This window comes from Desulfobaculum senezii, from assembly GCF_054657395.1.
Genome location: NZ_BAAHYU010000001.1, coordinates 64,398 through 90,912, shown reverse-complemented (window position 1 = coordinate 90,912; position 26,515 = coordinate 64,398). Strand labels below are relative to the sequence as shown.

The window sequence follows — 26,515 nt, the reverse complement described above, 5'->3', positions numbered from 1 at the left end:
GGTAGCCGGGGCTACACGGTATCCATAAAGGTCTTTTCCACCCGGGAGAACAGGGCCAGCCCGCAAACCAGCACCAGCGCCGACGCTCCGGCCGAATAGGCCAGCCGCGCCCACGTAAACGCCCCCTGCCCCAAGAAGACATAGCGGAAGGCCTCCACCACCTCGGTCATAGGATTGGCGAGCACCAGCAGGCGGTAGTCCTCCGGCACGGAGGACAGCGGATAGATAATCGGCGTTAGATACATGAGCAGCTGCACCCCAAAGCCGATGAGAAAGCGTAAATCGCGGTAGCGCGTGGTCAGGGACGATACAAGGATGCCCCCGCCAAGGCCCAGCGCGGCCATAATCGCCACCAAAAGGGGCACCACGGCCACGGCGGCGCCCGGACGGGCACTGACCTCACCGGACGCATAAAACGCGTACAGGACCAAAAAGAAGGCGAATTGCAGGGCAAAGGTGAACAGGTTCGACAGCACCACGGACACAGGCACGGCAAGACGCGGAAAGTACACCTTGCCAAAGATGGCGGCGTTGGCCACGAAGGTGTCCGAGGTTTTGGTCAGGCACGCGGCAAAGTAGCGCCAGCACACCACCCCGGCAAAGTAGAACAGCGGCCCGGGCACGCCATCCGTGGACAGCCCGGCCATCCGCCCGAAGACCACGGTGAAGACAACGGTCATCAGCAGCGGCTGGAGTACGAACCACACCGGCCCAAGAAGGGTCTGCTTGTAGCGCGAGACGAAATCCCGCCGCACCAGCAGCAGCACAAGGTCGCGGTACTCCCACAGGGCGGCAAGGCCGATGTCCAGCCAGCCGCGCCGGGGGGTGATGATGGTGGTCCACGGCATATCGTCCTCGCGGCGGGTCATGCGCCCTCCTCCACAGCCGCACAGCGGCGGCGCGTCCACGCCACACGCGGGCGGATGTAGCCCTTGCGCGACGCGCTGGAGACGTTGCGCGGGTTGAACCCGGCAAACACCACGTCAAAGCGCAGCGCGCGCTGCAGCGCCACATGGTGCCGCCCCGGAGCCTGCACGGTCACGTTCACCCAAAACCGCTGCGCCCCAAAAAGCTCCGCCGGAAAGCGCGCCACGGACTCCCACCGCCCCGGCGCAAGGGAAAAGTCCTCCTCCGGGGCAAGGCCGTCGGCGCTGTCCGCCGTGACGATGGGGTCGCCTTCGTCGTTGGTCAGCATCACTACAATGCGGAACTCCGCCGCCGGCGACAGCACGTCGTAGGCCACGCGCAGGCAGACTTCCTCGTCGGAGTGAAAGCGCGTACGCGGCGCGCCGCCTGCGTCCTCAAGGCGCAGCTGCACAGGGCGCACAACCTCCTCGCCGTCCGGGGCGTAGGGCACGGCGCGCTGGGCGAGTTCCTGCATTCCCAGCTCGGCCCTTACGTCGCCGCGCACGCCAAGGTAGTGGTCCACGGCGCTGGCGGTGTCGCCATCAAAGGCCACGCGCCCATCCTCCAGAACGATGGTGCGCGAGCACAGGCTCCGTACGGCTGCCATATTGTGGCTCACAAAGAGCACGGTGCGCCCCTGCCCCGCCACGTCGCCCATCTTGCCAAGGCAGCGCTTTTGAAAGGCCGCGTCGCCCACGGCCAGCACCTCGTCCACCAGCATGATGTCCGACTCCAAATGCGCGGCCACGGCAAAGGCAAGGCGCACATACATGCCGGACGAATACCGCTTCACCGGCGTATCCACAAAGCGCCCCACGCCGGAAAAGTCCACAATCTCCGAAAACTTGGCCGCAATCTCCGCGCGGCGCATCCCAAGGATAGCCCCGTTGAGGAAAATATTCTCGCGCCCCGTCAGCTCAGGATGAAAGCCCGTGCCGACCTCCAGCATGCTGGCCACGCGGCCGCGCAACTTCACGTGCCCCTGCGTTGGCAGGGTCACGCGGGTAAGAATTTTCAGCAGGGTGGACTTGCCCGCGCCGTTGCGCCCCACAATGCCCAGCACCTCGCCCTTCCCCACATCGAGGTCCACGCCGCGCAGGGCCCAGATGTGCCCGCTTCGCGGCGCGGCGCGCTCCAGCCCGCTTTCGTGCACCACAGCGGCGGGGTCATCACGTCCGGTGCGGCGCGCCCACCACGACTGAATATCCCGGAACAGCCAGCCCGTATTCACCACCCCAAGGCGGTAGCGCTTGGCAAGGCCCTCTACGCGCACGGCAACATGGCTCATGACGCGCCCCCAACAGCGGGGCCAAGGCCAATGACCGCACAATCCGCATCCGGGAAATACGCGCCAAGGCGCGCCAGCCGCCGCTCCTGCGCCGGGGTCAGCGCCCCGCGCCCGCGCCCGGCGCGGCCTACGTTGAAGTTGCGCGGCGATGCGGCGGCCTGCACAGCACGGCGGACGTCGCTGGCGTCAAACTCAAGGGCCAGCGCCTCGCCAAGGCGCGTCAGCGCCGCTGCCGGGTCCGCCGTCACCTCCGGGTAGCCGCACCACGCGGCGTCCAGCCCGCCCGCGCAGGCCCGCTGCCACGTGGCGTAAAAGCGCACCAGCCACGGCGCGGCATAGTCCACAAGCAGGTCCATCTGCCGCTCCTCGTTCCACGCGGCAAACTCCGGCCCGCATGGCGCGATAAACAGCGCCGATGTGCGGTGGCGCCACGCGGTCTCGTCCAGCTCATGGATGCGTTTAACGAGAACCTCACGCAGGCTGACCAGCACGTCGCGGACATCGCGGTAGAGAATGACGGGCCGCAGCCCGCACTGGCGCACAAGGCGCAGGTTCCCTGCCGTTGGCAAAAAATGATGCTGGGCCACAAAGCCCTGCGGCCATGCGTCAAGGATGGGCGCAAGGGACAGATTCTGCTCCGTGTCCGCATAGTCCGCCACCAGTGGCCGCTGGGGACAGCGCAGGGCGTGGGCAAAAAGCGTGGTCACAAACGACGAGGCACTGCGCGGCATGGCGCACACCACCACACGGGGGGCGCCGCCAAACAGCCTGCCCATGACGCGCCGTCCCAGCGCAAGGGCCGGTGTCGCCCGCGCGCCGGCCACCCGCGCCGCGCCGCGCCTCAGCCGCTGCCGGATGCTCACGCGTCCTCCACGGGTTTTTGCGCCACAAAGGCGTAGTTGGTGGGCCAGCCCAGATGCTCATCCGGGTTCTGGCGGATGCCCTGAAAATAGCGCACGTCTACAAGGCGCAGGCCGCAGTCCGCCAGCATGACGCGCATCTCGTCGGCGCGCACGGCGCGGGCAAAGCGCGTGTCGCGCCCAAACCACCAGCGGGCAAGGGTGCCTACGATGCCCTGCAGGCCGTAGCGCATCTTCTGCACACTGCGGTGACGCAGGCCGTCAAGACAGTACATGACGAACCACCCAAGGCCGTTCACCGTCACGCACACCAGCCCGCCGGGCCGCAGCACCCGCGCCATCTCGGCTAGGGCCTTGTCCTGCCGCGTAAACATCAGCACCCCGGCGCACAGCACGCGGTCAAAGCTGGCATCGGCAAAGGCGAGGCGTTCGGCCACGCCGTCCTGCACCGTGATGCGCTGGGCGCGGTCTGGGTGCTGGGCAATGGTCTGCACGCTGGTCTCACGAAAAATCCGGTTTGGCTCAATGCCCACCACCTCGGCGGCGTCCTGCGCAAAGGCAAGGAGCCACTGCCCGTCGCCGGAGCCGACCTCCAGCACCCGCGCGCCCGGGCTGGTCAGGCCAAGGCGCTCCAGCCGCGCACGCCAGTAGCCAAGGCCCTTGGCAAAAATCGTCTCGCGCCCTGCGGCCCATGAGGTGTCGCGCTCGGCCCGCTCGCCGCGCGGCCACACAAGGCCCACGCCCTTGGCCAACGTCCACGCCGCCACCTCAATGCCCGCCACAGCCAGCATGTACGGCGCCCCGCGCCCGCGCAGCAGGCCATGCCGCACCCGCGCCCGAAGCCCCCGCGCCATGCGTCCAAGGTATCCGGGCCGCCGTGGGGGAACCTCGCCGTAGCGCCCGTCCCAGCCCCGCCACCACTGGTAGGCATTGAGCGGATGCACCACCATGTGCACCACCTCGCCGCGCCGCGCGCGCCGGAGCCGCCGCAGCGGCAGCCCCGGCCACACGGTCCAGCCGCCGCCACCGGGACCAAGGTAGTCGATGAGCCACACATCACAGGGCGGCACCGGGCCGTCCATGGTTTCGCGCACGTAGCCGCCACAGCCACCGTCGTGGTAGTCCACGCCAAGGTCCTGCGGGGGCACGGCGTCGTACAGATCGCGGCTGGCACGGCCCATGGCGTCAATGCCCGGATGCCCATGCCCCACCACGCCGCGCACGCGCTGCCCCGCAATGCGGCCCATGCCTTGAATGTCCTCCCGCAGCCGGGCAAGGCCGTCGCCGCCCCCTTGCACCTGCGTGTACAGGTGGTCGGAGTGCACGCCCACCTCCATGCCCGCCCCGGCCACAGCCGCGGGCACGCCGCTGTCCCACACGTCATAGTGCCGTGCCGTCTCCGTCAAAAAATACAAGCTCGCGTCAAGCTCCAGCCCGCGCAGATGCCGGGCAAGAGGCGCGGCAAACTGGAGGCCGCCGGGGTCCACGTCCACCCGAAGGACAACGTTCACCACATCCGGGTCCGCACGCCCGCCGCCGTCCACCACAAAGTCCGCCACCGCATGCACGCGGTAGCGCGGCAATGCCAACTCGGCAAAAACACGCTCGTACGCCGGAGCAAGCGGCGCAGGGGCCTGCGTCGCCGGGGCGTCCAGCGCGCCGGGAGCGGTTCGGGGCGTGGCATGTGGCGCGGCGTCAGGCATGGTCATCCTCCGAAAGGGTTTGCAGCAGGCGGCCCAGCACCGGGCCACGCACGCACAGGGCCGAAAGCCCCCCAGCGTCCACCACGGCGCGGATGCGCTGACGCACAGCGCGGCGCGGCAAGCCAATGCCCGCCACGGGCGCGGCCTGCGGCGCGCAATACCACTGCGGCGGCAGATCACCGCGCGCCACACGCAGCAGACGCTCCGCCACCACCTGCGGGCGGCGGTGCCGGTCCACAAACTCCCGCGCCGCATGGGCCGTGCGGCGGCGCTCCTCCGCGTCCGTCAGCAAAATGCGCAGGCGCTCCTTTACGGCGCGGGGCGGGACGACATTGTCCAGCGCAAACGCGGCGTGCGCGGTCCAGCGGGGCGCCCACTCGGCCACACTGCCGCCCACCACGCAAGGCACGCCATAGCGCGCGGCTTCCGTGGCAAACCCCGGCATGGGCGTATCCGACCACAGTTGGTCCACGGCCACATCCGCCCCGGCAAGGGCGGCAAGGACCTCGGCGTGGGGGACGCCGGAAAGCTCGCGGTAGTCCACGCTCACGCCCTCGGCCGCAAGCTCTTTCACCATACGCGCAATCTCCGCCGAGCCTTTTACTGCCGAGGCAGACGGACAATGCACCAGCACCGGCACGCGCCCAGCATCAGCGGGCTGCGGCGCGGCGGTCTGCGCCGGGGCAGGAATGCCCACGCGGAACACATTCACCACAGGGCGGGAAAAGAAGAGCGCAAAGGCCGGATTGCAGATGACGGCGTCCGCGCCGCGCTCCATGGCGCGGCAGGCGCGGGCCATGCGCCGCGTGTGGCAAATGAGTTTCTGCGGCGGCGCCCCGCCGCGTGTGGCATCCAGATACGGCGGACGCACATCGCCGCCGTGGCACATGCACACCACCCGGCGGCCAAGCAGGCGCAATACCCGCCAGTCCGCAAAGCTCCGCACCACGCAAAACGAGGACCGGAAGGAAAAGATAAAGACATCATGCGTGGTCGCCGCCCAGACAAAACAAACAACACCCAGCGTGCGCACCAGCGCCTCCACCAGCCACCGCCACACCGCGGGAGAGCGTTTCCCCTTCAGCCGCGCCAGCGCGCCAAAGCACCGCGTAAAGATATGCCGCTCGCCGGGGTAGCCGTAGCGCTCCGGATACATCTCCACCACCGTGGCGCGGACGCCGCAGGCGGCCATGCCCCCGGCAACGCCCGAGGCAAACCCTGCAATATTGGCCAGCCCAAGAAAAACCCGTGGCCGCTGACGCCCCGCACCGGCCATTACCAGCACCGCTCCGATGCGCTGCGAAGGGCTACGCAGGTTGCCGCATCCACCGTTGGCGCGCCGTCCACGACCAGCGCGCCGTTCTCGCGCCGTACCGCACCGCCCAAAAGCGGCGCGCTCACGCGGGAAAAGCCACTGCACTCCAGCGCGCCCGTAAAGGCCTGTGGCGCCGCGGTGCACACCAAGGCCTCGCCAAGGTTGCTGATGTCCGTGCCCACGCCGTTGCCAAGGGTCACGGCGAGCCCCAGCGCGCGGGCATGCCGCGCCAAATCCGCGCACGCGGACAGCCCCGGATGTTTGCACAGCTTCAGCTTGACCCCGCACGCGCCAGCGCGCGCCGCCCGGTCCACATGCTCCGCGCGGTATATCGGCTCATCCAACAACAGCGGAAGGCGGGTGGACGCGCACAGCGCGGCCATGCCGTCCCAATCGTCGCGGTGCAGGGGCTGCTCCACCCAGCGCAGTTCCTCCCCAACGCCAGCAGACTCCAACGCGTGGCAAAACTCCCGCGCCGCGTCCGGCGAGTAGCCCTGATTGGCGTCAAAGCGTACCCGCGTCCCGCAGTCCCGCGCGCGCTCCAAAGCCAGCAGGGCCGCAACGATGTCGCTCTCCACATCGCGCCCTATCTTCATCTTCAATTCCGTGGTCCCGGCGGCGCACGCGTCCTCCATCACGCACAGCATGCCCTCTTGGCTGTCCGCATCCACAGGGTGCACCAGCGAAACGCCAAGGCCGCCCTGCGCGTGCTCCAGCCACTTCGGCAGTTCCAGCGCCGCGCCCATGGCCGAAGCGGCAAAGGGATTCTCCCGCGCGGCCATAGTGGCCCGGGCAAGGGCTCTGTCGGGGGAGAGGCCGACCACAGCGCGGCACAGGGCCTGCGCGCCCGCCGCCACCTCGTCCACGCCATGCGCGCTGTAGCCCGGCAGGGGAACAGCCTCGCCAACGCCGCAGGAGCCGTCCGCCATCTGCACAAACACCCACACCACAGCAAATTCCTCAAGAGTGGCAAAGGACAACTGATACGGGGCCACAAGGGGTCGGCGCACCACGCCGCCGCAGGCAAAGTCCACAACAGCCGTCATAACGGGTACCCCCCGGCCAGACGCCTGCGCGCCAGACTCCGCAGGCGGACGCGGCGGCTGTCCATGGCCTCGCGCCGGGCAGCCATAACGCGCGCCTCGTGCTCCGGGGCGTCGCGAAGGACGTAGCCGACAGGGTTGTAGCTCACCACGCCGTCCAGATACCGCGCCGCCGCCAGCCGGGCCGCGGCCACAAGCCGCCCCTGATGCACCAAGTGCCCAAAGGCCACGCCAAGGCGCTGCATATCGCCAACGCGTCCGTCCACAAGCTCCGCCCGCAAGGGCCGCGACACCACGGTGTGCTGGCGGATAAGCGAGGTAATCACCCGTGCGTGCAGGTTCTCGTCCCCGCCCGCCTCCACAAGGGTCAGCGGGGCAAACAGCGTGTCCGACAGGGCATAGTCCCCGCGCCGCAGGTACCGCATGCGCTCCATGAACACCTGATACGCCGAGCGCACCAGCCCATAGTCCCCGACGGACACCGTCACCGGAACAATGATGTCCTGATCCAACAAACGCGGATGCAGTTCGGTAAAGTCGTCTTGCCCGCGGAGCAGGCAGCGGTAGTCCTCATCCGTGCCAACGCTGGCGGGGCACATGTCGCAGGCGCGGCAACGCTGGATATCCATGCGGGTGATGTCCATCACCTCGGCGTCCACCTCATCCGCAAACATCTCTGCCAACTCCGAGGCCGCGGCCACGCCCTCGCGCCGGGCATCCTGCAGCACCACAAAGGCCACGCGGACTTTGTCGTCCAGCCGCCCGCCAACCTCGTGCCCAAGGAGCAACCGCGCCAGCCTACGCCCCGTGCCCAAAGCCGTCGCGAGGCCCTGCTCGTCCTGCGGTGCGGTGCCAAAGGTTCCGGCGTGTACGGTGCCGCCGTACTGCGAGGTGGTTTCGGAGTCGTTGCCAACGGCCAGCATGCCAAGGCTGACCATGTCCAGCACCTGATAGATAAGCGCCGTCTCCTGTCCGCCATTGCGCTTTGCCCCCACGGCAACGCCGCCGTACAGGGTGTTGGTCATGGCCTCGCGCAGATAGCTGTCCGCCCGCAGCATGCCCACAAGCTCCTGCACAAGGCTGGAGCGGTCGCCAAAGTACACCGGGCCGGACAGCAGCACCGCATCGGCGGAGAGCAAATCCGCGCGCAGGTCCTCGGCATCGGCAACGGTGCGGTCCGGTAAAAAGTGCCACGACAGCGAGCGCCACCCAACGTCCGCGCCAAGGTCCTGCGCCGCCCACAGGGCCGCGGCAAGGGCCGCATCGGAGTTGCTGAGCCCGCGCGAGCCGTCGCCGCGCCGCGCCGCGTCCGTCAGCCACGCGGCAAGGGCGTCCCGGCTTGGCACGTCCTCCAACCGGGCCAGAAGCGCGCTGGCATCCTCCGGACGTACTGCAGACCGTAAACTGCCCGCCAGACCAAGTACTTTCATGGCAACTCCTCAGGCAAAGGGGTCTACGAGGGCTTCATCACTCACCACCCGCGGCGCGTAGGCGCAGGTCACCGTCAGCATGGCGTACCCGTTCATGCGCGGCGGCACGTCCCCGCCCGCCAGCACGTCGAACAGATGCCGGAAAAAATTTTCTCCCGCAGGAATGCCCACAAGGGCCGAAGAATTGGAAAACCGGGGATTGATTTCCGTGACGGCATAGCCGCCCCGGTCGTCGGTCCACACCTGAAAGTTGCCGGGACCGTCGTAGGTCAGGGCCGCCACAATGCGCTGCGTCATGGACGCCACTTCCGGCGGACAGGGGACCGTTGTCCCCCGCGTAATACCGCCGCCCGCGCCCCAGCCGTGGCGGTGCAGCACCACCACCCGCCGCACACTGCCGCGGATGGCAAAAAAGTCTACATTCAGCTCGCGACGCCCCTCCAAGTGCTCCTGCACCAGATACCGCCCGGCGCGGTCACCAAGGCGCTCCTGCCACGTGGCAAGCTCCTGCGGGGTCTCGAGGCGCTGGAAGAAATAGTCCGGCGAGTTCTTCATGCCCGCGTGCCCGGGCTTCAGGCACACGGGAAAGGGCACGCGCGCCGGGTCCGCCGCCGCATCCGGCAGGGGCGCGGTCCACGGCAGGGGGATGTCCAGCTCCCGCAAAAACGTATACGTACGCCACTTGTCCATGCACAGGTTCACCGTGTCCTGCGGCGCGCTCACGACGCTGGCGCCAAGCGCCCCGAACCGCTCATGCTGGGCGGCAAAGCGCTCCAAATCAAGGTCCGCCAGCGGCAGGATATGCGTGATTCCCTCCCTGCGGCAGATGGATTCCACAGCGTCCAGATAGGTGGGCGCGCCAGAGGGCGGCACCCGGTAGCACACGTCCGCCGCAATGACGCCCGGTGCGGTATAGTCGATTTCCGTCGTCACCAGCCGCGTCACCTGCGGGCATTGCCGGATGGCATCCAGCAGAATATTGCGGCGTCCAGCCGTTGGGACAAGCACTCGCATTCAGGTCCTCCGTCCGCGCGTGTCCGGCGCGGTGGCAAATTGGTTATCCGGCCTTGTATGACGCGGGTTCCAGCATGGCGTCCCGGCACAGGACGGCGTACTGCTCCGCGTTCGTTGTCCATGAAAAATCCTGCTCCACACGCCTCCGCCCCGCTACGCCATAGCGCCGCCGCAAAGCCGCATCGTCCAAGAGCCGCCTGAGGCCCCCGCGCAGGGCGTCCACGTCGCCCAGCGGGTACAGGATGCCCGTCTCCCCATGGGTGACCAGTTCATCCGTGCCACACACCTGCGTGGCCACCACGGGCAGGCCGCTGGCCATGGCCTCCAGCACAGTATTGGGCAGCCCCTCCCCCTGCGAAGGAAAGGCAAACACATCCGCCGCCGCGTAGACCTGCGGCAGGCGCGCCCGGTCCACCCAGCCCAAAAACGTCACCCGGTCCGCGCAGCCGCACGCCGCCACCTGCGCCTCAAGCTCCGCCCGGCGCGGGCCATCTCCGGCAAGGGTCAGGGTCCACGGCCCCTCCAGCCCCGCCACGGCCGCCACAAGGTCCTTCACCTGCTTCTTGTCGCTCAGGCGGCCAGAAAACAGAATGCGCCGCCCCTCACGCCCCTCGCCCGCGTCCTCACCGTCGCGCCCCGCCTCCGGCGGCGCAAAGGCCGCGCAGTCCACGCCGTTGGGGATGACATGAACGGCAAGCTCCGGCGCGGAGCGCCGCGCCATGTCCGCCAGCCCACGGCTTGGGGCCGTGACGGCGTATGCGCCGCGCCACAGGCGCACCAAAAACGGACGCAAGACTCTGTGCGGGCGCTCCAGCCGCCTAGGCGGGTGCCCCGGCACGTCGCCGCCGCGAAGGGAGATGATATAGGGGACGCCGCCAATACGCCGCAGGGTTGCCGCCACAGGACCGGACGGAAAGCCAAAGAACGCGATGACCACATCCGGGCGCGCCCGCCGGGTCAGCATGCGCAGGCTGGCGCTGAAGGCAAAGGTCGCCATTTCAAAGGGGGTGGAGCGGTCCTTGCGGCGGCGCAGGCAGGCCACGCGCACCACGTCGTACCCGTCGCGGCGCTCCCGGCGCGGCAAGCCGCCGTAGGCCGCCGTCAGCACCGTGATGCTGTGCCCCATACGCGCCATCTCCCGCGCAAGGTGCGCTGTTGCATTGCCTGCGCCAGCGCCAAGGGGCGGCAGTTCATAATTCACCAGCCACAGCTTCACGAAGCGCTCTCCTGCGCCGCGCCGGGCTGGAGCGCCTGAAGCCGCGCCGCGGAGTATGCATCCTGCGGGTCAAGGTGCAGGGCGATGCGGTACAGGCTGACGCTGCGGCCAATGTCGCCGCGCTCCAGCACCACCGTGGCCAGCGCCGCCGCCACCGCGCCCTCATCCGGCATGGATTGCCGCAGTCCGGCCAGCAGGTGCTCCGCCTCACGCGCGCGCCCGCCCTCCAGCATCCGCTCCACACGGCACAGGCACGAACACAGCGCATGCCATGAGGCTAAAGGCATATCCTCCCGCAGCGCCGGGCGCGGCAAGGCGCCCGCAGGCTGCGTCATGTGCTCCCAGTCCGTCCCGGACAGCACCTCGCGCACCTCGTCAAAATTACTGATCATCTCGCCAAGGCCCCTGCCGGAGCTTCGCAGTGTGGTGCGCAGGTCCGTCTGCGGCGCTACACCCAAAAATTCCTCCAGCCCCCACAGCACCTGCGCGTTGCACCCACCGGGGTCCTGTCGGTCCTCGGTGCACGCCTCAAGGTGCACCTCGTGCGAGGCAAACCGCGAGCGCAGGGCCTTGCGGTTCTGCTCAATCTCCGCCACGCGCCGCGCAATGCCCGCAGCCAGCCGGTCCGCCTCAATATGCACTTGCGGCGGGTCCATCGGTCCCGTCCCATGCGCGCGCCCACCGCCGGACACCCGCAGATGATTACGTACCGACGAAACAATGCTCTCCAGCACATTCAGGCGAATCAGGTGCACCATGCGCACGCCGCGCTCCTGCAGAATTTCCAGCAGCCCCGGCACAAGCGGGATTTGGTCGTATTTCAGGGCAAAGCCCTTGGCGCGCTCGTCCTCTGCCGAGGCAAACAGCCCATCCAGATACGTCCGCACCACGGTCATGCACTGCGGCGGAGCAAGGTGTTTCGGGTCGCTCTGCACCCAGCCCGCCCAGTACGCATAAAAATTCTCCGGCGTCCGCATCCCCTGCCCCAAGAACACCTCCGGCGCCACCGTCACATCCGGATGCGCCGACAACACGGAACCAAGGTACGCGCTCCCCGAGCGCTGGGTGGACACAATGGCAAACGGACACTCAACACAAGCTGTCATCGCGCGGCTCCCTCTTTGGCTTCCCGCCGCACACGGCGGCTCACATATTCCCACATCACCCACACAACGCCATACTGCGCCGCCAAGGACGCCACACGCGGCGCCGGGTGCTGTATCCCCTGATGCACCCGCTCAAACGCCTCCAGCCACCACCAGCCCACACCCGTCATCCACACAAAGTGGAGCAGGTCCGGAACAATCCCAAACACCGCGCCCGTCAGCACCAGCAGCCGCATCCGCCCCGCACACTCCTGACACACGCCCCACACCAATGTGCACATCAGCATGCCGTCCGCCAAAACCAACGCGCCCTGCTCCGGATTCAAAAACCACGGCTCCCAACTCGGCGCGATGTCCACCACCAAATGCGCCGCAACCGCCAACACAGCCCCAAGCGCAAAACGCCGCGTCCCCACCGCCAGTGCAACACCAATCAGCGCATGGGGCGTCGCCATCATGACAGCGCCCCGCCATCACACGTGCAAAACACCCGCAAAATCATCACCTTCATACCAGCCCCCAAGGCAAAAAGCCCCGCCACCCAGCGTCAATGCATTGACCTCGCCCCTCAGCACGCCGCACAGCGCCCATGGTAGAGACTCACTATAACTGTACACAAAAACACATGTTTTCCACAACGCCCATTTTCACTTTCGCCCTCAAACAGCCACAGAGGTCACCATTGCATACCACTGCGTGCGCAAGGTTGCACGGGGTGTGCCGTGCAGGGAAAAGGAAAAAGAAAGGGGGGAAGGAGAAGAAGAGGGCCTCCGGCGGCTTTAGCTCTTAGGTCGTTCGGCCTGAAGGGACGAAAGGCCTTAGAGATAAAGAGAGCCTCCGGCGGCTCAAGGGTATGATACCCTTGAGAATCCCCAGGATTTTTCGGGCGGAAGCCGCCCGAAAAATAAGGTTCATCTCCCAATTCCGGGGGAAACATAAAAAATTGAGGACAACGGAAACCCTCAGTAATCTCGACAGTTGCACAACAGACGAGAGCTACAAGGAGGGCACCGTTGTCCAAGGGCAAGATTACCCGGTTGTTGGGAGACTGGAAAGGGTATCGTGTTGGAACTGTTCAGCGCCTTGAAGCCAGCGAAGCTCGGAAGCACCCCGAAGTCTGGATCGAGTTGATTCCAATCAGGCGAAGGCGAATGAGATGCAGCGGGTGCGGCAGGCTTGTCTGCGCAGTTCACGACTATGTCGAACGCTGGGTTCGTGACTTGCCTGTATTCGACGCGGCAACGCATTTGCTCGTTATCCGGCGTCGGGTCCATTGTCCCGTCTGTGGACCAAAGCTGGAGCAGCTTCCTTGGCTCGACAGGTATTCGCGTGTCACAAGGCGGCTGGCCGAGTCCGTTGTTCGGCTCTGCCGCATACTTCCCATTAAGCACATCGCGGAATGCTACGGCCTGAACTGGAAGACCGTGAAGACAATCGACAAGCGGTACCTAGCGGAAAAACTCAATCCCATTGACTTGAAAGGCGTCAAGGTTGTCGCAATGGATGAGTTTGCCATCCGCAAAGGACATCGCTACGCCACGATCATCGTCGAGCCTTACACCAAGCGGGTTCTGTGGGTAGGAAGAGGCAACAGCCGGGAGAGCATCCGACCATTCTTTGAACTGCTTGGCCGTGATGGTTGTGCCCGAATTGAGGCCGTTGCAATGGACATGAACGGTGCGTATGCCGCCGAGGTGAAGGCGCAATGCCCGAAAGCCGAGATCGTCTACGATCTATTTCATGTCGTTGCCAAGTATGGCCGAGAAGTAATCGACCGCGTCCGAAACGATGAGGCCAATCGCCTCAATCATGACAAAGACGCCCGTAAGGTTGTCAAAGGCTCACGATGGCTGCTCCTGCGCAACAGGCGGAATCTCATGCGACAGGAAGATCGAATCCGGCTCTATGACCTGCTTCGAGCCAACAAAAATTTGATGAAGGTTTATATCCTCAAGGAGGATTTGAAGCGACTCTGGGACTACCGATACTCCAAAGCTGCCAAGCGATTTTGGAAAGGTTGGTACCGCCGCGCCATGCAAAGCCGAGTCGAGCCGCTCATTAAATTCGCTAAGCGCCTCAAACCCTACATCTCGGGCATTATCTCACACTGCCGATATCCGCTACACACCAGCCTACTCGAAGGGATCAACAACAAGATCAAGGTGATCAAACGGATGGCCTACGGCTTTCTCGACGACGAGTACTTCTTTCTCAAAATCAGAGCAGCCTTCCCCGGAATTGGGAGATGAACCAAAAATAAGGGTGGGCGGGTTCTTCTGTCTTCTTTCCATGGGAACGGCCGAACAGGGATTCTCACCGCCCTTCGCTCAGCGCCAACGCCCCCCAAAAAATTCTCCCATCCACACGGACGAGAGCCGTCAGGGGTGACGACTGTCCCGTACATAGGCAACCGGTCTGTGCGCACTCGGGATTTTTAAGGGCCGGTGGCCCTTAAACCGCCGGAGGCAATTCTTCCTCACCGCGCCTCCCCCTCTCCCCCGCCACAGCGCGTCGCTTCCCCACGGTCACCGTCGCCCCCCCGCCACAGCCCCCGCCCTGCCACACGCACAAAAAAACGCGCAGAGGGGTTTCCTCTGCGCGTTAGGTCTTGCGATAGCCCTGCCGCAACGGCGGCGACAGGCAGACGGGCAGACAGCGCCTCGCCCTCGTTGCTGGCTGCGGGCGGCTGGCTGGGCGATGGACGCAAAAAAGGCTTACGTGAAACACGTAAGCCTTATTTTGTCCTTGGCGTCCCCAAGGGGATTTGAACCCCTGTTATCGGCGTGAGAGGCCGACGTCCTAGGCCAGCTAGACGATGGGGACGTGGTGGGCCGTACTGGGCTCGAACCAGTGACTCTCTGCTTAAAAGGCAGATACTCTACCGACTGAGTTAACGGCCCGCTGAGGGAGCAGTTTGTATGCCCTCTGCCCTTCCCTGTCAAGCACATTTTCCGCACTTTTTTATTTTGGCCGAAACCAGCATGGCGTGCGCAAAAAGGGCTGGGCGGGAAGAAATGTATTTTACGCTTTCGGCCGGATGACTTCAAGTCCGCCCATGTAGGGGCGCAGGGCTTCGGGGATGACCACGGAGCCGTCGGCCTGCTGGTAGTTCTCCAGCACGGCGACGAGGGTGCGGCCTACGGCGAGTCCGGAGCCGTTGAGGGTGTGCACGTACTCGCTCTTCTTCTCGCCTTTGCGGCGGAAGCGCATGTTCATGCGGCGCGCCTGAAAGTCCTCGCAGTTGGAGCAGGAGGAAATTTCGCGGTACTTATCCTGCCCGGGCAGCCACACTTCCAGATCGTAGGTCTTGGTGGCGGAGAAGCCGATATCGCCGGTGCACAGGGCCACAACGCGGTAGTGCAGGTTGAGCTTGCGCAGGATGGTCTCGGCGTGCATGCGCATTTCCTCAAGGGCGTCGTAGGAATCCTCGGGCTTTTCGATGCGCACCATTTCGACCTTGTGGAACTGGTGCTGACGGATGAGGCCCTTGGTGTCCTTGCCGTAGGACCCGGCTTCGCTGCGGAAGCAGGGGGTGAAGGCGGTGAAGCGCTGGGGCACCTCGTCTTCGGTGAGGAGTTCACCGGCGTAGAGGTTGGTCAGCGGCACTTCGGCGGTGGGAATCATGAAGTAGTCCCAGCCTTCGAGCTTGAAGAGGTCCTCTTCGAACTTGGGCAGCTGGCCGGTACCGGTCATGGTTTCGCGGTTGACCATGTAGGGGGTGATGCATTCCTCGTAGCCGTGCTCGTCGGTCTGCACGTCCAGCATAAACTGGGCGATGGCGCGCTCAAGACGAGCGGCCCAGCCGCGGTAGACGGCAAAGCGGCTGCCGGTGAGGCGTGCGGCACGATCGAAATCAAGGCCGCCAAGCTCCACGCCGAGCTCCCAGTGCTCTTTGGGGGCGAAGTCCAGCTGGGGTTTCTCGCCCCAGATGGCAACCTGCGGGTTGTCGTCTTCGCCTGCGCCTTCGGGGGTGGACTCGTGGGGGATGTTGGGCACGGCCATGAGCCATGCGTTCACGTCGTCGTCCACGCCCTTGAGTTCGCCGTCCAGTTCCTTGATGCGGTCGTTGACCTCGCCCATACGGGCGACCAAGTCGTCGGCGTCTTCGCCCTTTCGCTTGCGCTGGCCGACTTCCTTGGAGGTGGCGTTGCGCTCGGCCTTGAGGCGTTCCACCTCGGCCAGCAGTTCACGGCGGCGTTCGTCAAGGGCGAGGAATGCGTCCACGTCCACCTTGGCCCTGCGCTTGTCGAGGGCGTCCTTCACCACATCCAGATTCTTTCGGATGAACTTGATATCGAGCATATGTGCCTCCGGCACCGGGGAAAGGGGAGCCTCCGTCGTGCGGACTGGGGCTTTCCTTTCCCCGGAACCCTTCCGTTTCGCGGTAGAAAATTCGTGTGTCATTGTGGACGCGTCCACTGCGCCCGGTCAAGCCGCAACATATACCGATTCCGCGCGCGTCCTGCAAGCCACGCGGCGCGCGGGGGATGTGCAGACAAAAAAGGGGCGCTCCGCTTGTCGTGCGGAGCGCCCCAAACCTCTCTACGATAGATCCGGTTCTAGCGGCAGATGGTCTGCTCGCGGCCGGGGCCTACAGAAATGATGGACACGGGGGTGCCAAGCACTTCCTCAACGCGGCGAACGTAGTTCTGCGCGTTTTCAGGCAGGTCGTCCCACGTGCGGGCGGAGCTGATGTCCTCGGTCCAGCCGGGGAGCTCTTCGTACACGGGCGTGACGTCGGCGAGGCCGTTCTCTTCCTGCGGGGGGTAGAGAATCTGCTCGCCCTTGTAGGTGTAAGCGGTGCAGAGCTTGATGGTCTGCAGGCCGCCCAGCACGTCCAGCTTGGTCATGGCGATACCGGTGGGGCCATTGAGGCGCACGGACTCGCGCAGGACCACAAGGTCCAGCCAGCCACAGCGGCGGGTACGGCCGGTGGTGGCACCAAACTCAGCGCCGGTCTGCTGCAGATGCGTGCCGTCAGCGTCGTCCAGCTCGGTGGGGAAGGGTCCTGCACCAACGCGGGTGGTGTAGGCCTTGACCACGGCCTGGATGCGGTCCAGACGGTTCGGTGCACAACCGCTGCCTGCGGCGGCGTTGCCGGAAACGGTGTTGGACGAGGTGACGAAGGGATAGGTCCCGTGGTCGATGTCCAGATGCGTTCCCTGCGCGCCTTCAAACAGCACGCCCTTTCCGGCGTCCATGGCATCGCCAATACGGCCGGCCACGTCGCCAACGTAGGCCTGCATGCGCTCGGCCACGGGCTTCATCTCATTGAACACGTCCTCGACCTTGAGCGGCTCCATGCCGTACAGGGCCGTGAACAGGGCGTTCTTCTCCACAAGGGCGCGCTCGATCTTGGCCTTAAAGAGCTCCATGTCGGCAAAGTCGCTGGCGCGAATGCCGATGCGGGCCATCTTGTCCTCGTAGCAAGGACCGATGCCACGACCGGTGGTGCCGATCTTGTGCTCGTCGCTCTTTTGCGTTTCACGCGCTCCGTCGAGGAGTTTATGATAAGGCATGATGACCTGGGTCTTTTTGCTCACCAGCAAACGACCCGGGGCAACGTTGATGCCCTTGGCTGCGAGTTTGTCGACTTCCTCAAGGAACACAACGGGGTCGAGGACCACGCCGTTACCAATGAGACAAGCCTTTTCCTGATGGAGGATGCCGGAGGGGATGAGATGGAGGATGTGCTGCTCTCCATCAACCACAAGGGTGTGTCCGGCGTTGTTTCCGCCCTGAAAACGCACAATTATGTCTGCGTCTTCTGTAAGCAGGTCGACGATTTTTCCCTTCCCCTCGTCTCCCCACTGGGCGCCCATTACAACAACATTTGACATTTCTCTCTCCTTCTGTAAGAAGCGCTGCTTTCCGCGCGCTTTTTTGCCGCGACACACGGCAAAATGCATTCCTACCTAAAAAACGCTGTCGATAAAGTCAATATTACAATCTGATATCCCTTGGTAGGCTTTTTGCTAGTTCATCCGTGAGGATGGAGGCCTATGAAACGACATGCGAAAATATTTGCACGCCCCGGATTGTGGGTGGCTGTGGCCATCACGTCCATCGTGCTCGTCCAGTTGGCGCTAACATTCAGTTGGCGCGGCACTGACGCACCCCCGAAACTCCGGGTTGCCGCCCCGGCCCTTAAATGGGTCGAAGGCGGGCTCTCCCCTTATGGCCCAGGGTTCGAGCAGGAACTGCTCGACTCCTTCTGCCGCCAAAACGGCATGCAGTGGGTCTGGAAAAAAACCAACTCCTGGGACGACGCGTGGGAGATGGTCCGCAACGGCGAAGCCGACGTGGTGCTGGGGCTTGGCTCCAACCCACCGGACAGCCTTGACGTGCCCATCGCCGCCGGCCCGGCCTACGCGCAATTTGCCCCCATGCTCATCCGCGCCAAGGGCGCGCCGGACCCTGCCGAAACCTGCGGCTCGGTTCTGGTGGCGTGCGCCCCCGCACTGGTTGCGGCCTCCGCCGCCGCGCATTCCACGCAGGACGGCTGCGCGCCAACGCCCGTTGCCCCGCCGGATACGGCCCTGCAGCCTGTGCTGGATTCGCTGGACAACGGCGGCCCTTCGGCCGCGCTGGTGGACAGCGGACGCTTCCGGCTTTTGCAGCCGTTCTACCATACCATACAAAGCACAAAGAAACTGCCCGGTTCCATTGAATACCGGTGGTTCTGGAGCGAGCGTTCGCCCGAGCTGGCCCGCGCCCTTGCGGACTTTTGGACCCGCACGATGGATAGCGGCGCCTACCGCGCGCTGTATGAAAAATATTTCGGCTTTCTGCCCGAAAAAACGGATTATTACGAACTGTATCACCTTCTGAAGACGCTGCGCAACAAACTGCCGCGCTACGAGGATGAAATCCTTGCGGCAGCGCGGGAGAACGGCATTGACCCGCTTCTTCTTGTGGCAGTGATCTATCAGGAATCGCGCTTTGATCCCCACGCCCGCAGCAAGACGGGCGTGCGCGGACTGCTGCAGATTACGCGTACCACGGCCCGCGAACTGGGCGTGAACCGCAACGACCCGTTCGAGAGCATTAAGGGCGGCGCGCGTTACCTCAAGCAGCTGTACCGCGGCTTCGATGACATGGACCTTTCGTTCTTTGACCGCTGGTTCTTCACGCTGGCTGCCTACAACCGTGGGCGTGGCCATGTGAGCGACGCCATACGCCTGTCCCACGCTCTTGGCGGAACAGGCTCGTCATGGCGGGAACTCAAGGCTGTATTCCCCAAGCTGTCATACGAAAAGTATTACAGAAATGCGAAGTATGGATATACGCGAGGATACGAGGTGGTGCACTATGTGGAAAAGATCCGCTACTACTACTATGTCCTACACGGACTCGTCGTCCTTTCGCGGCCGGAAGCGCAGCAGCTTGCCGCGTTTACCGCCAGTTCCTCCGTCCTTTAGGAAGGGGTTACTCATGCTTTGCGCCGGGGGCACGGGTTCGTCGCCGGGAGTTGCCCGCTCCTTCCAGTGGTAGTTGAAGAGCTGGTTCTTCCAGCACACGGTCTGGATGAGGCCAAGGATGATGACGGCCTCTTCCCAGCGTTTTGTGGGTTCGTACTGCTGAACGATTTCTGCGTACTTCTCCCAAAGGTTGGCAAGGGAATCCTGATCATAGGCCATAAGCTTCTGGGCCAGCTTCGAAAGCGCCTTCTCCACGTCTATCTCCAAGTCTGCGTTGTCTTCTGATTGTGTGCGCCCCGTGGGGGCTTTGGCAAATTGCCCCACGAGCGGCGGTATGGTAACAGCACTTCTTCACCACGTAAATCCGAGGAGACCCGGCCATGAGCGACCTGAAAAAGATGTACCGCACCCTCACGCAGGACCCATTTCCCAGTGAAATGAGCCTGCGCATCGGCGATCAGGAACTGCGCTTCACCAAGCGCACCTGGACGCTGGACGGCGAGGAAAAAGGCCTGCGGTACGGCGAAAATCCCGACCAGCCCGCAGCCCTGTTCGAACTGACAGGCGGCGGACTGGAACTGGACGGCGTTTCCTTCCGCGCAGCGGGCGAGGGCCTTGTCTCCGCCCTGACCGAGGAGCACATGCTCCAGGCTGGCAAGCATCCCGGCAAGATTAATCTGACGGACGTGGATAACGGCATCAATATTTTGCAGTACCTCACTGCCAAGCCCGCCGCCGTCATCCTCAAGCACAACAATCCCAGCGGCGCGGCATGGACCGAGGACGGCATCGCCGCCGCCGTGGAGCGCGCCTTCCACGCGGACCGCATCGCCGCCTTTGGCGGCGCAGTTATCGTGAACCGCCCCATCGACGATAAAACCGCCGAGCTGATCAACTCCTCGTACTTTGAAGTGGTGGCCGCTCCGGCCTTTGAGGGCAACAGCCTTGCCACGCTCAAAAAGCGCAAAAACCTGCGCATCCTGCAGATTCCCGGCCTTGCCGAGCTGGAAAAGCTGGTCGGCGTGCCCTTCCTTGACCTGAAGAGCCTGTCCGACGGCGGCGTGGTGGCCCAGCTGTCCTTCCGCAACCGCATCCTCAGCGCGGAGGACTTCATCCCCGCCGAAGCGGAAAAGGACGGCAACACCTTCATCGCCCGCCAGCCCGACGCCCGCGAGGCCGACGACCTGCTGTTTGCCTGGGCCGTGGAGGCCGGCGTAACGTCCAACTCCGTCATCTTTGTGAAGGACGGCGTGACCACCGCCATCGGCACCGGTGAACAGGACCGCGTGGGCTGCGTGGAGCTGACCATCCACAAGGCCTACACCAAGTACGCGGACCTGCTGGCCTCCGACGAGGAAGGCTGCTCCCTGTACGAGCTGAAGCTGAAGGCCAAGACCGACGACTCCGCCGCGGCCAAGCTGGCGGACATCGAAGCCCGCACCCGCGAGGCCAAGGGCGGTCTTGCCGGTTCCGTGCTGGTTTCCGACGGGTTCTTCCCCTTCCGTGACGGCGTAGACGTGGCCCTTGAGCAGGGCATCACCGCCATTGCCCAGCCCGGCGGCTCCATCCGCGACTGGGAAGTCATCACCGCCGTAAACGAGGCTTCGCCGCAGGTTGCCATGGTCTTTACGGGCCAGCGCTCCTTTAAGCACTAGACTGATACCCGCGGCGGCGGTCCCCGCCGCCGCGTTCCTCTCACCTTCCGGGCCCTCCGCCCGGAGCGCGACGCTTCCGCCCCTCTCCCCGGGCGGGCCGACTGGTACGAATCCGGATCGGGAAAGAAGGCCGCACGGCACCACCGCGCGGCCGTAAAGGCAAAAGGACTTATGAGCTCACCCATCGTACGACACCCCGCATCCGGGTGCATTGTCGAATTCATGCACGGCAACCGGCCCAATCTGGCCTGGGTACTGGAAGACCAGTCCGGCCGCTACCGTGTGCTGACCATCACCAGCAGGGAGATGAAGCTCCCCGGCGCACGTCTGTTGCCGTGGACCGGCCCCGCAGAAAACAGCGGGCTGAACCGCGAGGAAATCATGGAGCGCCTGCGCCACCATCAGGAGCGCCGCGACGCCCTTGCCAAGGAAATCGACCCCAAGGAAATTTGGGACCTGAGTCAGGGCGAGCTGGACCGCGCTACTACGGAGTGGTTTGCCGGGCTTATCTGGGACGAGCCGGACATTGATCAGGTGGCCGCCATGGGTCACGTGCTGCTGGACTACAAGACCCACTTCAAGTTCAATCCCCCGGACTTTGAAATCTACTCCGCCGAAACCGTGGAGAAGCGCCTTGTGGAGCAGGCGGCCAAGGAAGAACGCGAACGCGTTGTCGCCGCCGGCCAAAGCTTCTTCCACGCGCTGTGGAACGCCCGCACCAAGGGCCAGATGCCCCCCAAGAATCCAGACGAAGAAATGACGGCCAAGCTGCGCGACGTGCTCTACGCCGCCATGGCCGATACCTCCGGCACCACGGAACTGACCATCTGGAACGCCGTGCGCAAAGGCCTGCCCGACGACCCGAACCTGCCCATGTATCTCGGCCAGACCTGGGGCATCATTCCCGAACATTTCAACGTGCAGCTGCTGCAGGAAGGCTACGACTGGGGCGATGAGTGGTCCCTTGAGCACTCCGCCGAGCTTCGCCTGCGCGAAAACCAACTGCGTGAAATGGCGCGCGAGCCCGAAGAGTTTCCATTCGTCAGCATCGACTCCGCCACCACCCGCGACATTGACGACGCCTTCCATGTCCGCCGCCTTGAGGACGGCACCCTGCGCCTGCAGATTGCGCTGGCCTGCCCGTCGCTGACATGGGAGTTCGACTCCGAACTCGACCGCGCCGTGCGCGACCGCGCCAGCAGCCTGTACCTGCCCGAGGGCACGTGCCACATGCTGCCGGAGTCCTACGGCCTTGGCCTGTACAGCCTGCAGGAAGGCGAAGCCCGCCCCGCGCTGGTGCTGGACTGCCTGCTCACGCCGCAGGCCGAGCTTGTCCGCGCCACGCCGCGCGTCACATGGGTACGCCTTGCCGCCAACAGCACCTACGAGGCCGTGGAGGCCGCCCTTGAGGACGGCTCCGCCGACGAGAACCTCACCATCGGTGCGGAACTTGGCCGCCTGCTGCGCGACAGGCGCATTGCCAACGGCGCGGTGATTGTGGACCGCCCGGACCCCAGCATCACGCTGGAGGGCGAAGGCAAGGACACCATCGTCCACATGACGCGCCGCGCCGACACCCCGCAGGCCCAGCTGATGGTCAGCGAATTTATGATTCTGGCCAACTCTACGCTGGGCGGCTGGGCGCAGGAAAAGAATATTCCGCTGCTGTACCGCACGCAGGACATCACCCTGCCCGGCGACGCCGCCGGCGTGTGGTCCACGCCCGAGGACTCCTACCGCGTGGTGCGCCTTATGGCCCCCACGTGCCTGGAGATGTCCCCCAAGCGCCACGCCACGCTGGCGGTGACGGCCTACAGCCCCATCACCTCGCCCCTGCGCCGCTATCCGGACCTCCTCAATATGGCGCAAATCATCCACTACCTGCAGAGCGGCGAGCCGCATCTGGACGCCGACCGCCTTGGCCGGATGATTCCGCTCATCAACGCCCGCAACGAGGCCGTGGGCCGCATCCAGCGCTACCGCCCCCGGTACTGGAAGCTGGTCTACTTTAGCCAGCACAAGCACGACTACTTCTCCGCCATAGCCGTGGACGATGGGCAACTGGTCACCGTAGCCCTGCCGGAAGAACAGCTCTACCTGCGCGCGCCGCAGAAGCTGTTTGGCGACAAAATCTACCCCGGCCAGCGCTTTCAGGTGCGCCTGAACAAAATCAATCCGCGCCTGAATGAAATCCGCATTGTTGAGGCGCTGGAAGAATAATCCGGCCCCTCCCCAAGGGGACAAGAAAACGGCCCGCACCACCACTGGTGGCGCGGGCCGTTTTCTGTGCGGCAGGCGGTGAGAGGCTGCGGGCTAGAAGTACCACCCCACCCACGCGCTGACCCGGCGCGCGGGCTTCACGTCCACGTCCATTCCCGGCGGCGTTCCCGGCAAAGGGTAGCCCCCGAACTCCGTGCCCGCATCCCCAAAAGGCAGACTGGCGTGCACCGTCAGGTCCATGTTGTCGGCAAGGTCGATGCTCACGCCCGGCAGCGCCGTGCCCGACCCGTCATCAAGATTCACCATGCCCGTGGCAAACACATGCACAAGGGGATGCACTTCGCAGTCCACATGCGCTCCGGCGTAGGCGGGCCCCAGCGTATACATTTCCCCGCGGGCGATGCGCCGCGCCACGGCCGGGTCCGTGTACTGGTCCGAAAAATCATTGCGGGAGAGGCCATTGGCGTGCAGTTCCACATAGCCGTACCAATTCCTGCCCCCCGCCACCCATGAGCGGTCCACATTGGCGGTCACGGACGCATAGCCGCTGCGCCCGCGGCTGGCCGTATGCAGGGCCGTCCATGTTCCATCCACACGCCACGCCGCGTCCCCGGCGTAGCCCACAAGGCCAAGGCCCGCCACGGTGTCCCTGTAGTGCCGCGCGGCCAGAAGCTCCACCTCCGTGGAGCCAAAGGCCATGCCCACCTTGCCGCCGACCGACGCCTGCTCAAAATCCACATCCCGCGTGGCAGCATCCCGGCGCGGGACGTACATCACCTGCACATCCGCCCGCCCCGCCGGAACGCGCACAAAGACCATATCCTTCCCGGTCTTGTAATCGCGCTCGATATCCGTTGGCGCAAAGGGGCTGATGAGGTCCATGGGATTAAACAAAAACCCATGCCCCCACGTCACGGCCTGCCGCCCCACGCGCACCTCGCCCCACGGCGGGGTGTAGGCGGCGTAGAGCCTGTCGATGCGGTGGGTCACCACGTCCCCGTCGTCGTCGGTGGCAACGTGGGACAGGTCCAAAAAGGAGGTGGAATCGTCCACAGGCGGCGTGAGGGTGACGCCCGGGAGCATGGAATACCGGTCCGCAATGCGCTGGGCGTCGCGCCGGGACTCGCTGTGCCCGGCGATGACCTCGTAGTGGATTTCCGTATGCAGGCGCGGACCGAGAAAGGCCCGGTGCTTCAGGCGCGCCTCCACGCTGGCGTCGGTGTTGGGCGACAGGCCAACGCTTTGGCTGAGGGTATCGTCACGGGGAAAGCTGGTGGCAACGCGGGTCTTGAGGTGCCCGCCAATCTCCTGTTCCACCTTCGGCGCCTCGGCCCACACAGGAGAAAGCAGAGCAAGCCACACCAGCGCAGTGCACAGCGCATAGCGCATAACTACGTCGCCCCGCCCGCTTCGCCGTCCACACGGCCATCCTTGATGCGGATAATGCGCTGGGCGTAGTCCATGACCATTCTGTCATGAGTGGAAAAGATAAACGTCACCCCGCGCTGGCGGTTCATCTCGCACATCATTTCAAGCAGGCCGCGTCCGGTGTCAGAATCAAGGTTGGCGGTAGGTTCATCGGCAAGGACGATGGACGGACCGGACACCACAGCGCGCGCAACGGCAACCCGCTGCTGCTGTCCGCCGGACAGCTCCGCCGGGCGGCGCTCATACAGCCCGGACAGGCCAACGTCATCAAGGATGGCGCGCGAGCGCTGGCGGCGCTCGCGCGCCCCGACGCCCTGCATCAGCATGACGTATTCCACGTTCTCCTGCGCGCTAAGGACGGGGATGAGATTATAGGCCTGAAAGATAAACCCGATGGTGTTCAGGCGAAGCTCCGCAAGGGCGGACTGGCTCATGTCCGACAACACCCGTCCGCCAACGGAGACTGTGCCGGAGTCCGGCGCATCCAGCCCGCCGATAAGGTTCAAGAGCGTGGTCTTGCCCGACCCCGACGGCCCCGCAAGAGCGACAAAGCCCCCCCGGTCTATGGTGACGGAGACGCCGCGCAGAGCATGCACGGGCACACTGCCCTGCGTGTAGGTCTTGGTCACATCCTCGCACACCACCATTGCCATGCGGCTCTCCTTGTCCGTTCCGGGACCGGTCTCAGGTATGCGCCAGCGCTTCCACCGGAGTGATGCGCGCGGCGCGCTGGGCCGGATAGAGGCTCACCACCAGCCCAAGGCCCAGCACCACGGCGTTGGCGATAATGATGTCACGCACGGCCACCTGCGGATGCACAATGCGCGGCACGCCAAAAAACTCCGCCCCATCGGCGAAGAAGGACAAATTCAGCCCGCTGTCCGGCACAAGGGCAAGGCACCCAAACCCCAGCGCGTTCCCAAGGGCCATGCCCACCAGCAGCAGCATGGTCGCCTCGGTCAGCACGCCGCGCAGTATCCACGCGGGCTTAAAGCCAAGGGACTTGAGCAGGCCAAACTCGCGGATGCGCTCCAGCACGGCCATAAGGATGGTGTTCACGATGCCAAACCCCATGGCCGTAAACACCACCAGATACCACAGGTACAAAAACTGCTCGAAAATTTCGAGGTAGGCCCGCAGCATGGGCACCACGTCCTCCCACGTCAGCACCTGCGCCCCTTGCGGCAGGGCGCGGCGCACCGCTTCCGCGGCCTTTTGGGCCATGGCGCGCCGGGGTAAAACCACGGACACCCCTGTCACGGCTTCGCCAATGTCGAGCATGGCCTGCGCGGCAGGCAGGGTGACGAACACATAGCGCTTTTCCGTGGCTTCGAGCTCCGCGCGGTAGGTGCCCCGGATGCGAAACGCCCGCGAGGCAATGCGCCCCGATGCATCCCGCGCCATGAGGATGAGTTTGCGCCCCGGCCGCGTCTCGAACTGTTTGGCCAGCGCGTGCCCAATGACAATGCCGCGCATATCCCCTGCGGCAAGGGGCTCACCCGCCTGCATATGCGCGCCGTAAAAACTCACGCGCGGTTCCGTTTCCGGGTCGATACCCACAAAGGACACGCCCGTAGAATGGCGCGCGTTGGAGGCCACGGCGCTCACCCGCACGCGCGGGCTCATGGCCGCAGACGGTGGCAACGCCCCGCGCAACTGCTTGAGCAAGGCCGGACCGCCCGCTATGCGGTGGTCGATGACCGGGTCCTCGTGGTAGCCGTTGGCGTGCACGCGCAGGTGCCCCACCAGCGTGCTGATGGCGTTGCCCAGCATGGCCTCGGCAAAGCCCCGCGACAGCGCGCCAAAAAAAATCATGGACCACACGCCAATGATGACGGCGGACAAAATCACCCACGTCCGCCGTGGATTGCGCCAGATATTGCGCCACGCCAAAAGCATATGCATAGCGC

The 26,515-nt window shown here is 64.9% G+C and carries 21 protein-coding genes and 2 tRNA genes; 4 read left to right on the top strand and 19 right to left on the bottom strand.

Features of this window, described 5'->3' with window-relative positions:
* Positions 1 to 11 precede the first annotated feature (11 nt).
* Genes ACYQ2T_RS00380 through ACYQ2T_RS00330 form a run of 11 tightly spaced genes read right to left on the bottom strand, consistent with a single transcriptional unit; the run spans position 12 to position 12,339 of the window.
* On the bottom strand, positions 12 to 869 hold the full coding sequence (locus tag ACYQ2T_RS00380; protein ID WP_459897543.1) for an ABC transporter permease: 858 nt from the start codon (positions 867 to 869) through the stop codon (positions 12 to 14).
* A complete protein-coding gene (locus ACYQ2T_RS00375) occupies positions 866 to 2,194 on the bottom strand; it encodes an ABC transporter ATP-binding protein (protein ID WP_459897541.1) in 1,329 nt (442 codons plus the stop codon). Before ACYQ2T_RS00375 ends, ACYQ2T_RS00380 begins: the two co-directional genes overlap by 4 nt.
* The gene (locus ACYQ2T_RS00370; protein WP_459897539.1) at positions 2,191 to 3,057 is read right to left on the bottom strand and encodes a hypothetical protein; all 867 of its coding nucleotides are present in this window, start codon (positions 3,055 to 3,057) and stop codon (positions 2,191 to 2,193) included. Before ACYQ2T_RS00370 ends, ACYQ2T_RS00375 begins: the two co-directional genes overlap by 4 nt.
* Complete coding sequence (locus ACYQ2T_RS00365) at positions 3,054 to 4,757, bottom strand: class I SAM-dependent methyltransferase (protein ID WP_459897537.1); 1,704 nt, start codon at positions 4,755 to 4,757, stop codon at positions 3,054 to 3,056. The genes ACYQ2T_RS00370 and ACYQ2T_RS00365 overlap by 4 nt, the downstream gene beginning before the upstream one ends.
* Positions 4,750 to 6,033: a glycosyltransferase family protein gene (locus ACYQ2T_RS00360; protein WP_459897535.1), complete on the bottom strand. Its 1,284-nt coding sequence runs from the start codon at positions 6,031 to 6,033 to the stop codon at positions 4,750 to 4,752. Before ACYQ2T_RS00360 ends, ACYQ2T_RS00365 begins: the two co-directional genes overlap by 8 nt.
* The gene (locus tag ACYQ2T_RS00355) at positions 6,033 to 7,118 is read right to left on the bottom strand and encodes a mandelate racemase/muconate lactonizing enzyme family protein (RefSeq protein ID WP_459897533.1); all 1,086 of its coding nucleotides are present in this window, start codon (positions 7,116 to 7,118) and stop codon (positions 6,033 to 6,035) included. Before ACYQ2T_RS00355 ends, ACYQ2T_RS00360 begins: the two co-directional genes overlap by 1 nt.
* Positions 7,115 to 8,545, bottom strand: a complete 1,431-nt coding sequence (locus ACYQ2T_RS00350; RefSeq protein WP_459897532.1) for an NAD(P)H-dependent oxidoreductase — start codon at positions 8,543 to 8,545, stop codon at positions 7,115 to 7,117. The genes ACYQ2T_RS00355 and ACYQ2T_RS00350 overlap by 4 nt, the downstream gene beginning before the upstream one ends.
* A gap of 9 nt (positions 8,546 to 8,554) precedes the next feature.
* A complete protein-coding gene (locus ACYQ2T_RS00345; protein WP_459897531.1) occupies positions 8,555 to 9,559 on the bottom strand; it encodes an ATP-grasp domain-containing protein in 1,005 nt (334 codons plus the stop codon).
* 43 nt (positions 9,560 to 9,602) lie between these two features.
* On the bottom strand, positions 9,603 to 10,775 hold the full coding sequence (locus ACYQ2T_RS00340; RefSeq protein WP_459897530.1) for a glycosyltransferase family 4 protein: 1,173 nt from the start codon (positions 10,773 to 10,775) through the stop codon (positions 9,603 to 9,605).
* Positions 10,772 to 11,881 carry a hypothetical protein gene (locus tag ACYQ2T_RS00335; protein ID WP_459897529.1) on the bottom strand — a complete coding sequence of 370 codons (1,110 nt, stop codon included), beginning with the start codon at positions 11,879 to 11,881 and terminating at the stop codon, positions 10,772 to 10,774. The genes ACYQ2T_RS00340 and ACYQ2T_RS00335 overlap by 4 nt, the downstream gene beginning before the upstream one ends.
* Complete coding sequence (locus ACYQ2T_RS00330) at positions 11,878 to 12,339, bottom strand: hypothetical protein (protein WP_459897528.1); 462 nt, start codon at positions 12,337 to 12,339, stop codon at positions 11,878 to 11,880. The genes ACYQ2T_RS00335 and ACYQ2T_RS00330 overlap by 4 nt, the downstream gene beginning before the upstream one ends.
* 555 nt (positions 12,340 to 12,894) lie before the next feature.
* On the opposite strand from ACYQ2T_RS00330, the gene ACYQ2T_RS00325 reads away from it, so the two are divergent.
* The gene (locus tag ACYQ2T_RS00325; RefSeq protein ID WP_459897527.1) at positions 12,895 to 14,130 is read left to right on the top strand and encodes an ISL3 family transposase; all 1,236 of its coding nucleotides are present in this window, start codon (positions 12,895 to 12,897) and stop codon (positions 14,128 to 14,130) included.
* Positions 14,131 to 14,627: 497 nt separating this feature from the next.
* On the opposite strand, the gene ACYQ2T_RS00320 is transcribed toward ACYQ2T_RS00325, so the two are convergent.
* The 4 genes from ACYQ2T_RS00320 to ACYQ2T_RS00305 form a co-directional block, all read right to left on the bottom strand.
* Positions 14,628 to 14,704, bottom strand: a tRNA-Glu gene (locus ACYQ2T_RS00320).
* Between the two features lies 1 nt (position 14,705).
* Positions 14,706 to 14,781, bottom strand: a tRNA-Lys gene (locus ACYQ2T_RS00315).
* Between the two features lie 121 nt (positions 14,782 to 14,902).
* A complete protein-coding gene (gene serS, locus ACYQ2T_RS00310; protein WP_459897526.1) occupies positions 14,903 to 16,183 on the bottom strand; it encodes a serine--tRNA ligase in 1,281 nt (426 codons plus the stop codon).
* Positions 16,184 to 16,440: 257 nt separating this feature from the next.
* On the bottom strand, positions 16,441 to 17,721 hold the full coding sequence (locus tag ACYQ2T_RS00305) for an adenylosuccinate synthase (RefSeq protein ID WP_459897525.1): 1,281 nt from the start codon (positions 17,719 to 17,721) through the stop codon (positions 16,441 to 16,443).
* 162 nt (positions 17,722 to 17,883) lie between these two features.
* On the opposite strand from ACYQ2T_RS00305, the gene ACYQ2T_RS00300 reads away from it, so the two are divergent.
* Positions 17,884 to 19,302: an MltF family protein gene (locus ACYQ2T_RS00300; protein ID WP_459897524.1), complete on the top strand. Its 1,419-nt coding sequence runs from the start codon at positions 17,884 to 17,886 to the stop codon at positions 19,300 to 19,302.
* Here ACYQ2T_RS00300 and ACYQ2T_RS00295 read toward each other — a convergent pair.
* Positions 19,225 to 19,557, bottom strand: a complete 333-nt coding sequence (locus tag ACYQ2T_RS00295; RefSeq protein ID WP_404846154.1) for a hypothetical protein — start codon at positions 19,555 to 19,557, stop codon at positions 19,225 to 19,227. The genes ACYQ2T_RS00300 and ACYQ2T_RS00295 overlap by 78 nt on opposite strands.
* A gap of 125 nt (positions 19,558 to 19,682) precedes the next feature.
* Between ACYQ2T_RS00295 and ACYQ2T_RS00290 the strand changes: the two genes are divergently transcribed.
* Together ACYQ2T_RS00290 and ACYQ2T_RS00285 are read left to right on the top strand one after the other, a co-directional pair.
* A complete protein-coding gene (locus ACYQ2T_RS00290; RefSeq protein WP_459897523.1) occupies positions 19,683 to 20,957 on the top strand; it encodes an IMP cyclohydrolase in 1,275 nt (424 codons plus the stop codon).
* 171 nt (positions 20,958 to 21,128) lie between these two features.
* Entirely contained in the window at positions 21,129 to 23,177 is a 2,049-nt protein-coding gene (locus ACYQ2T_RS00285; protein WP_459897522.1) for a ribonuclease catalytic domain-containing protein, read from the top strand.
* Positions 23,178 to 23,270: 93 nt separating this feature from the next.
* Here ACYQ2T_RS00285 and ACYQ2T_RS00280 read toward each other — a convergent pair whose 3' ends face one another.
* Genes ACYQ2T_RS00280 through ACYQ2T_RS00270 form a run of 3 tightly spaced genes read right to left on the bottom strand, consistent with a single transcriptional unit; the run spans position 23,271 to position 26,510 of the window.
* Positions 23,271 to 24,566, bottom strand: coding sequence for a hypothetical protein (locus ACYQ2T_RS00280; protein ID WP_459897521.1), 1,296 nt, complete (start codon positions 24,564 to 24,566; stop codon positions 23,271 to 23,273).
* A 2-nt stretch (positions 24,567 to 24,568) separates the two neighbouring features.
* Positions 24,569 to 25,258 carry an ABC transporter ATP-binding protein gene (locus tag ACYQ2T_RS00275; RefSeq protein ID WP_459897520.1) on the bottom strand — a complete coding sequence of 230 codons (690 nt, stop codon included), beginning with the start codon at positions 25,256 to 25,258 and terminating at the stop codon, positions 24,569 to 24,571.
* A gap of 31 nt (positions 25,259 to 25,289) precedes the next feature.
* Positions 25,290 to 26,510 (bottom strand): ABC transporter permease, encoded by a 1,221-nt coding sequence (locus ACYQ2T_RS00270; RefSeq protein WP_459897519.1) that lies wholly within the window; start codon positions 26,508 to 26,510, stop codon positions 25,290 to 25,292.
* Between the last annotated feature and the right edge of the window lie 5 nt (positions 26,511 to 26,515).

Excerpts from the sequence above, each read along its gene's own strand:
- ACYQ2T_RS00380 (WP_459897543.1), bottom strand. The coding sequence starts at position 869 with ATGACCCGCCGCGAGGACGATATGCCGTGGACCACCATCATCACCCCC.
- ACYQ2T_RS00375 (WP_459897541.1), bottom strand. The coding sequence starts at position 2,194 with ATGAGCCATGTTGCCGTGCGCGTAGAGGGCCTTGCCAAGCGCTACCGC.
- ACYQ2T_RS00365 (WP_459897537.1), bottom strand. The coding sequence starts at position 4,757 with ATGCCTGACGCCGCGCCACATGCCACGCCCCGAACCGCTCCCGGCGCG.
- ACYQ2T_RS00360 (WP_459897535.1), bottom strand. The coding sequence starts at position 6,033 with ATGGCCGGTGCGGGGCGTCAGCGGCCACGGGTTTTTCTTGGGCTGGCC.
- ACYQ2T_RS00355 (WP_459897533.1), bottom strand. The coding sequence starts at position 7,118 with ATGACGGCTGTTGTGGACTTTGCCTGCGGCGGCGTGGTGCGCCGACCC.
- ACYQ2T_RS00350 (WP_459897532.1), bottom strand. The coding sequence starts at position 8,545 with ATGAAAGTACTTGGTCTGGCGGGCAGTTTACGGTCTGCAGTACGTCCG.
- ACYQ2T_RS00345 (WP_459897531.1), bottom strand. The coding sequence starts at position 9,559 with ATGCGAGTGCTTGTCCCAACGGCTGGACGCCGCAATATTCTGCTGGAT.
- ACYQ2T_RS00335 (WP_459897529.1), bottom strand. The coding sequence starts at position 11,881 with ATGACAGCTTGTGTTGAGTGTCCGTTTGCCATTGTGTCCACCCAGCGC.
- ACYQ2T_RS00330 (WP_459897528.1), bottom strand. The coding sequence starts at position 12,339 with ATGATGGCGACGCCCCATGCGCTGATTGGTGTTGCACTGGCGGTGGGG.
- serS (WP_459897526.1), bottom strand. The coding sequence starts at position 16,183 with ATGCTCGATATCAAGTTCATCCGAAAGAATCTGGATGTGGTGAAGGAC.
- ACYQ2T_RS00305 (WP_459897525.1), bottom strand. The coding sequence starts at position 17,721 with ATGTCAAATGTTGTTGTAATGGGCGCCCAGTGGGGAGACGAGGGGAAG.
- ACYQ2T_RS00300 (WP_459897524.1), top strand. The coding sequence starts at position 17,884 with ATGAAACGACATGCGAAAATATTTGCACGCCCCGGATTGTGGGTGGCT.
- ACYQ2T_RS00290 (WP_459897523.1), top strand. The coding sequence starts at position 19,683 with ATGAGCGACCTGAAAAAGATGTACCGCACCCTCACGCAGGACCCATTT.
- ACYQ2T_RS00285 (WP_459897522.1), top strand. The coding sequence starts at position 21,129 with ATGAGCTCACCCATCGTACGACACCCCGCATCCGGGTGCATTGTCGAA.
- ACYQ2T_RS00280 (WP_459897521.1), bottom strand. The coding sequence starts at position 24,566 with ATGCGCTATGCGCTGTGCACTGCGCTGGTGTGGCTTGCTCTGCTTTCT.
- ACYQ2T_RS00275 (WP_459897520.1), bottom strand. The coding sequence starts at position 25,258 with ATGGCAATGGTGGTGTGCGAGGATGTGACCAAGACCTACACGCAGGGC.
- ACYQ2T_RS00270 (WP_459897519.1), bottom strand. The coding sequence starts at position 26,510 with ATGCATATGCTTTTGGCGTGGCGCAATATCTGGCGCAATCCACGGCGG.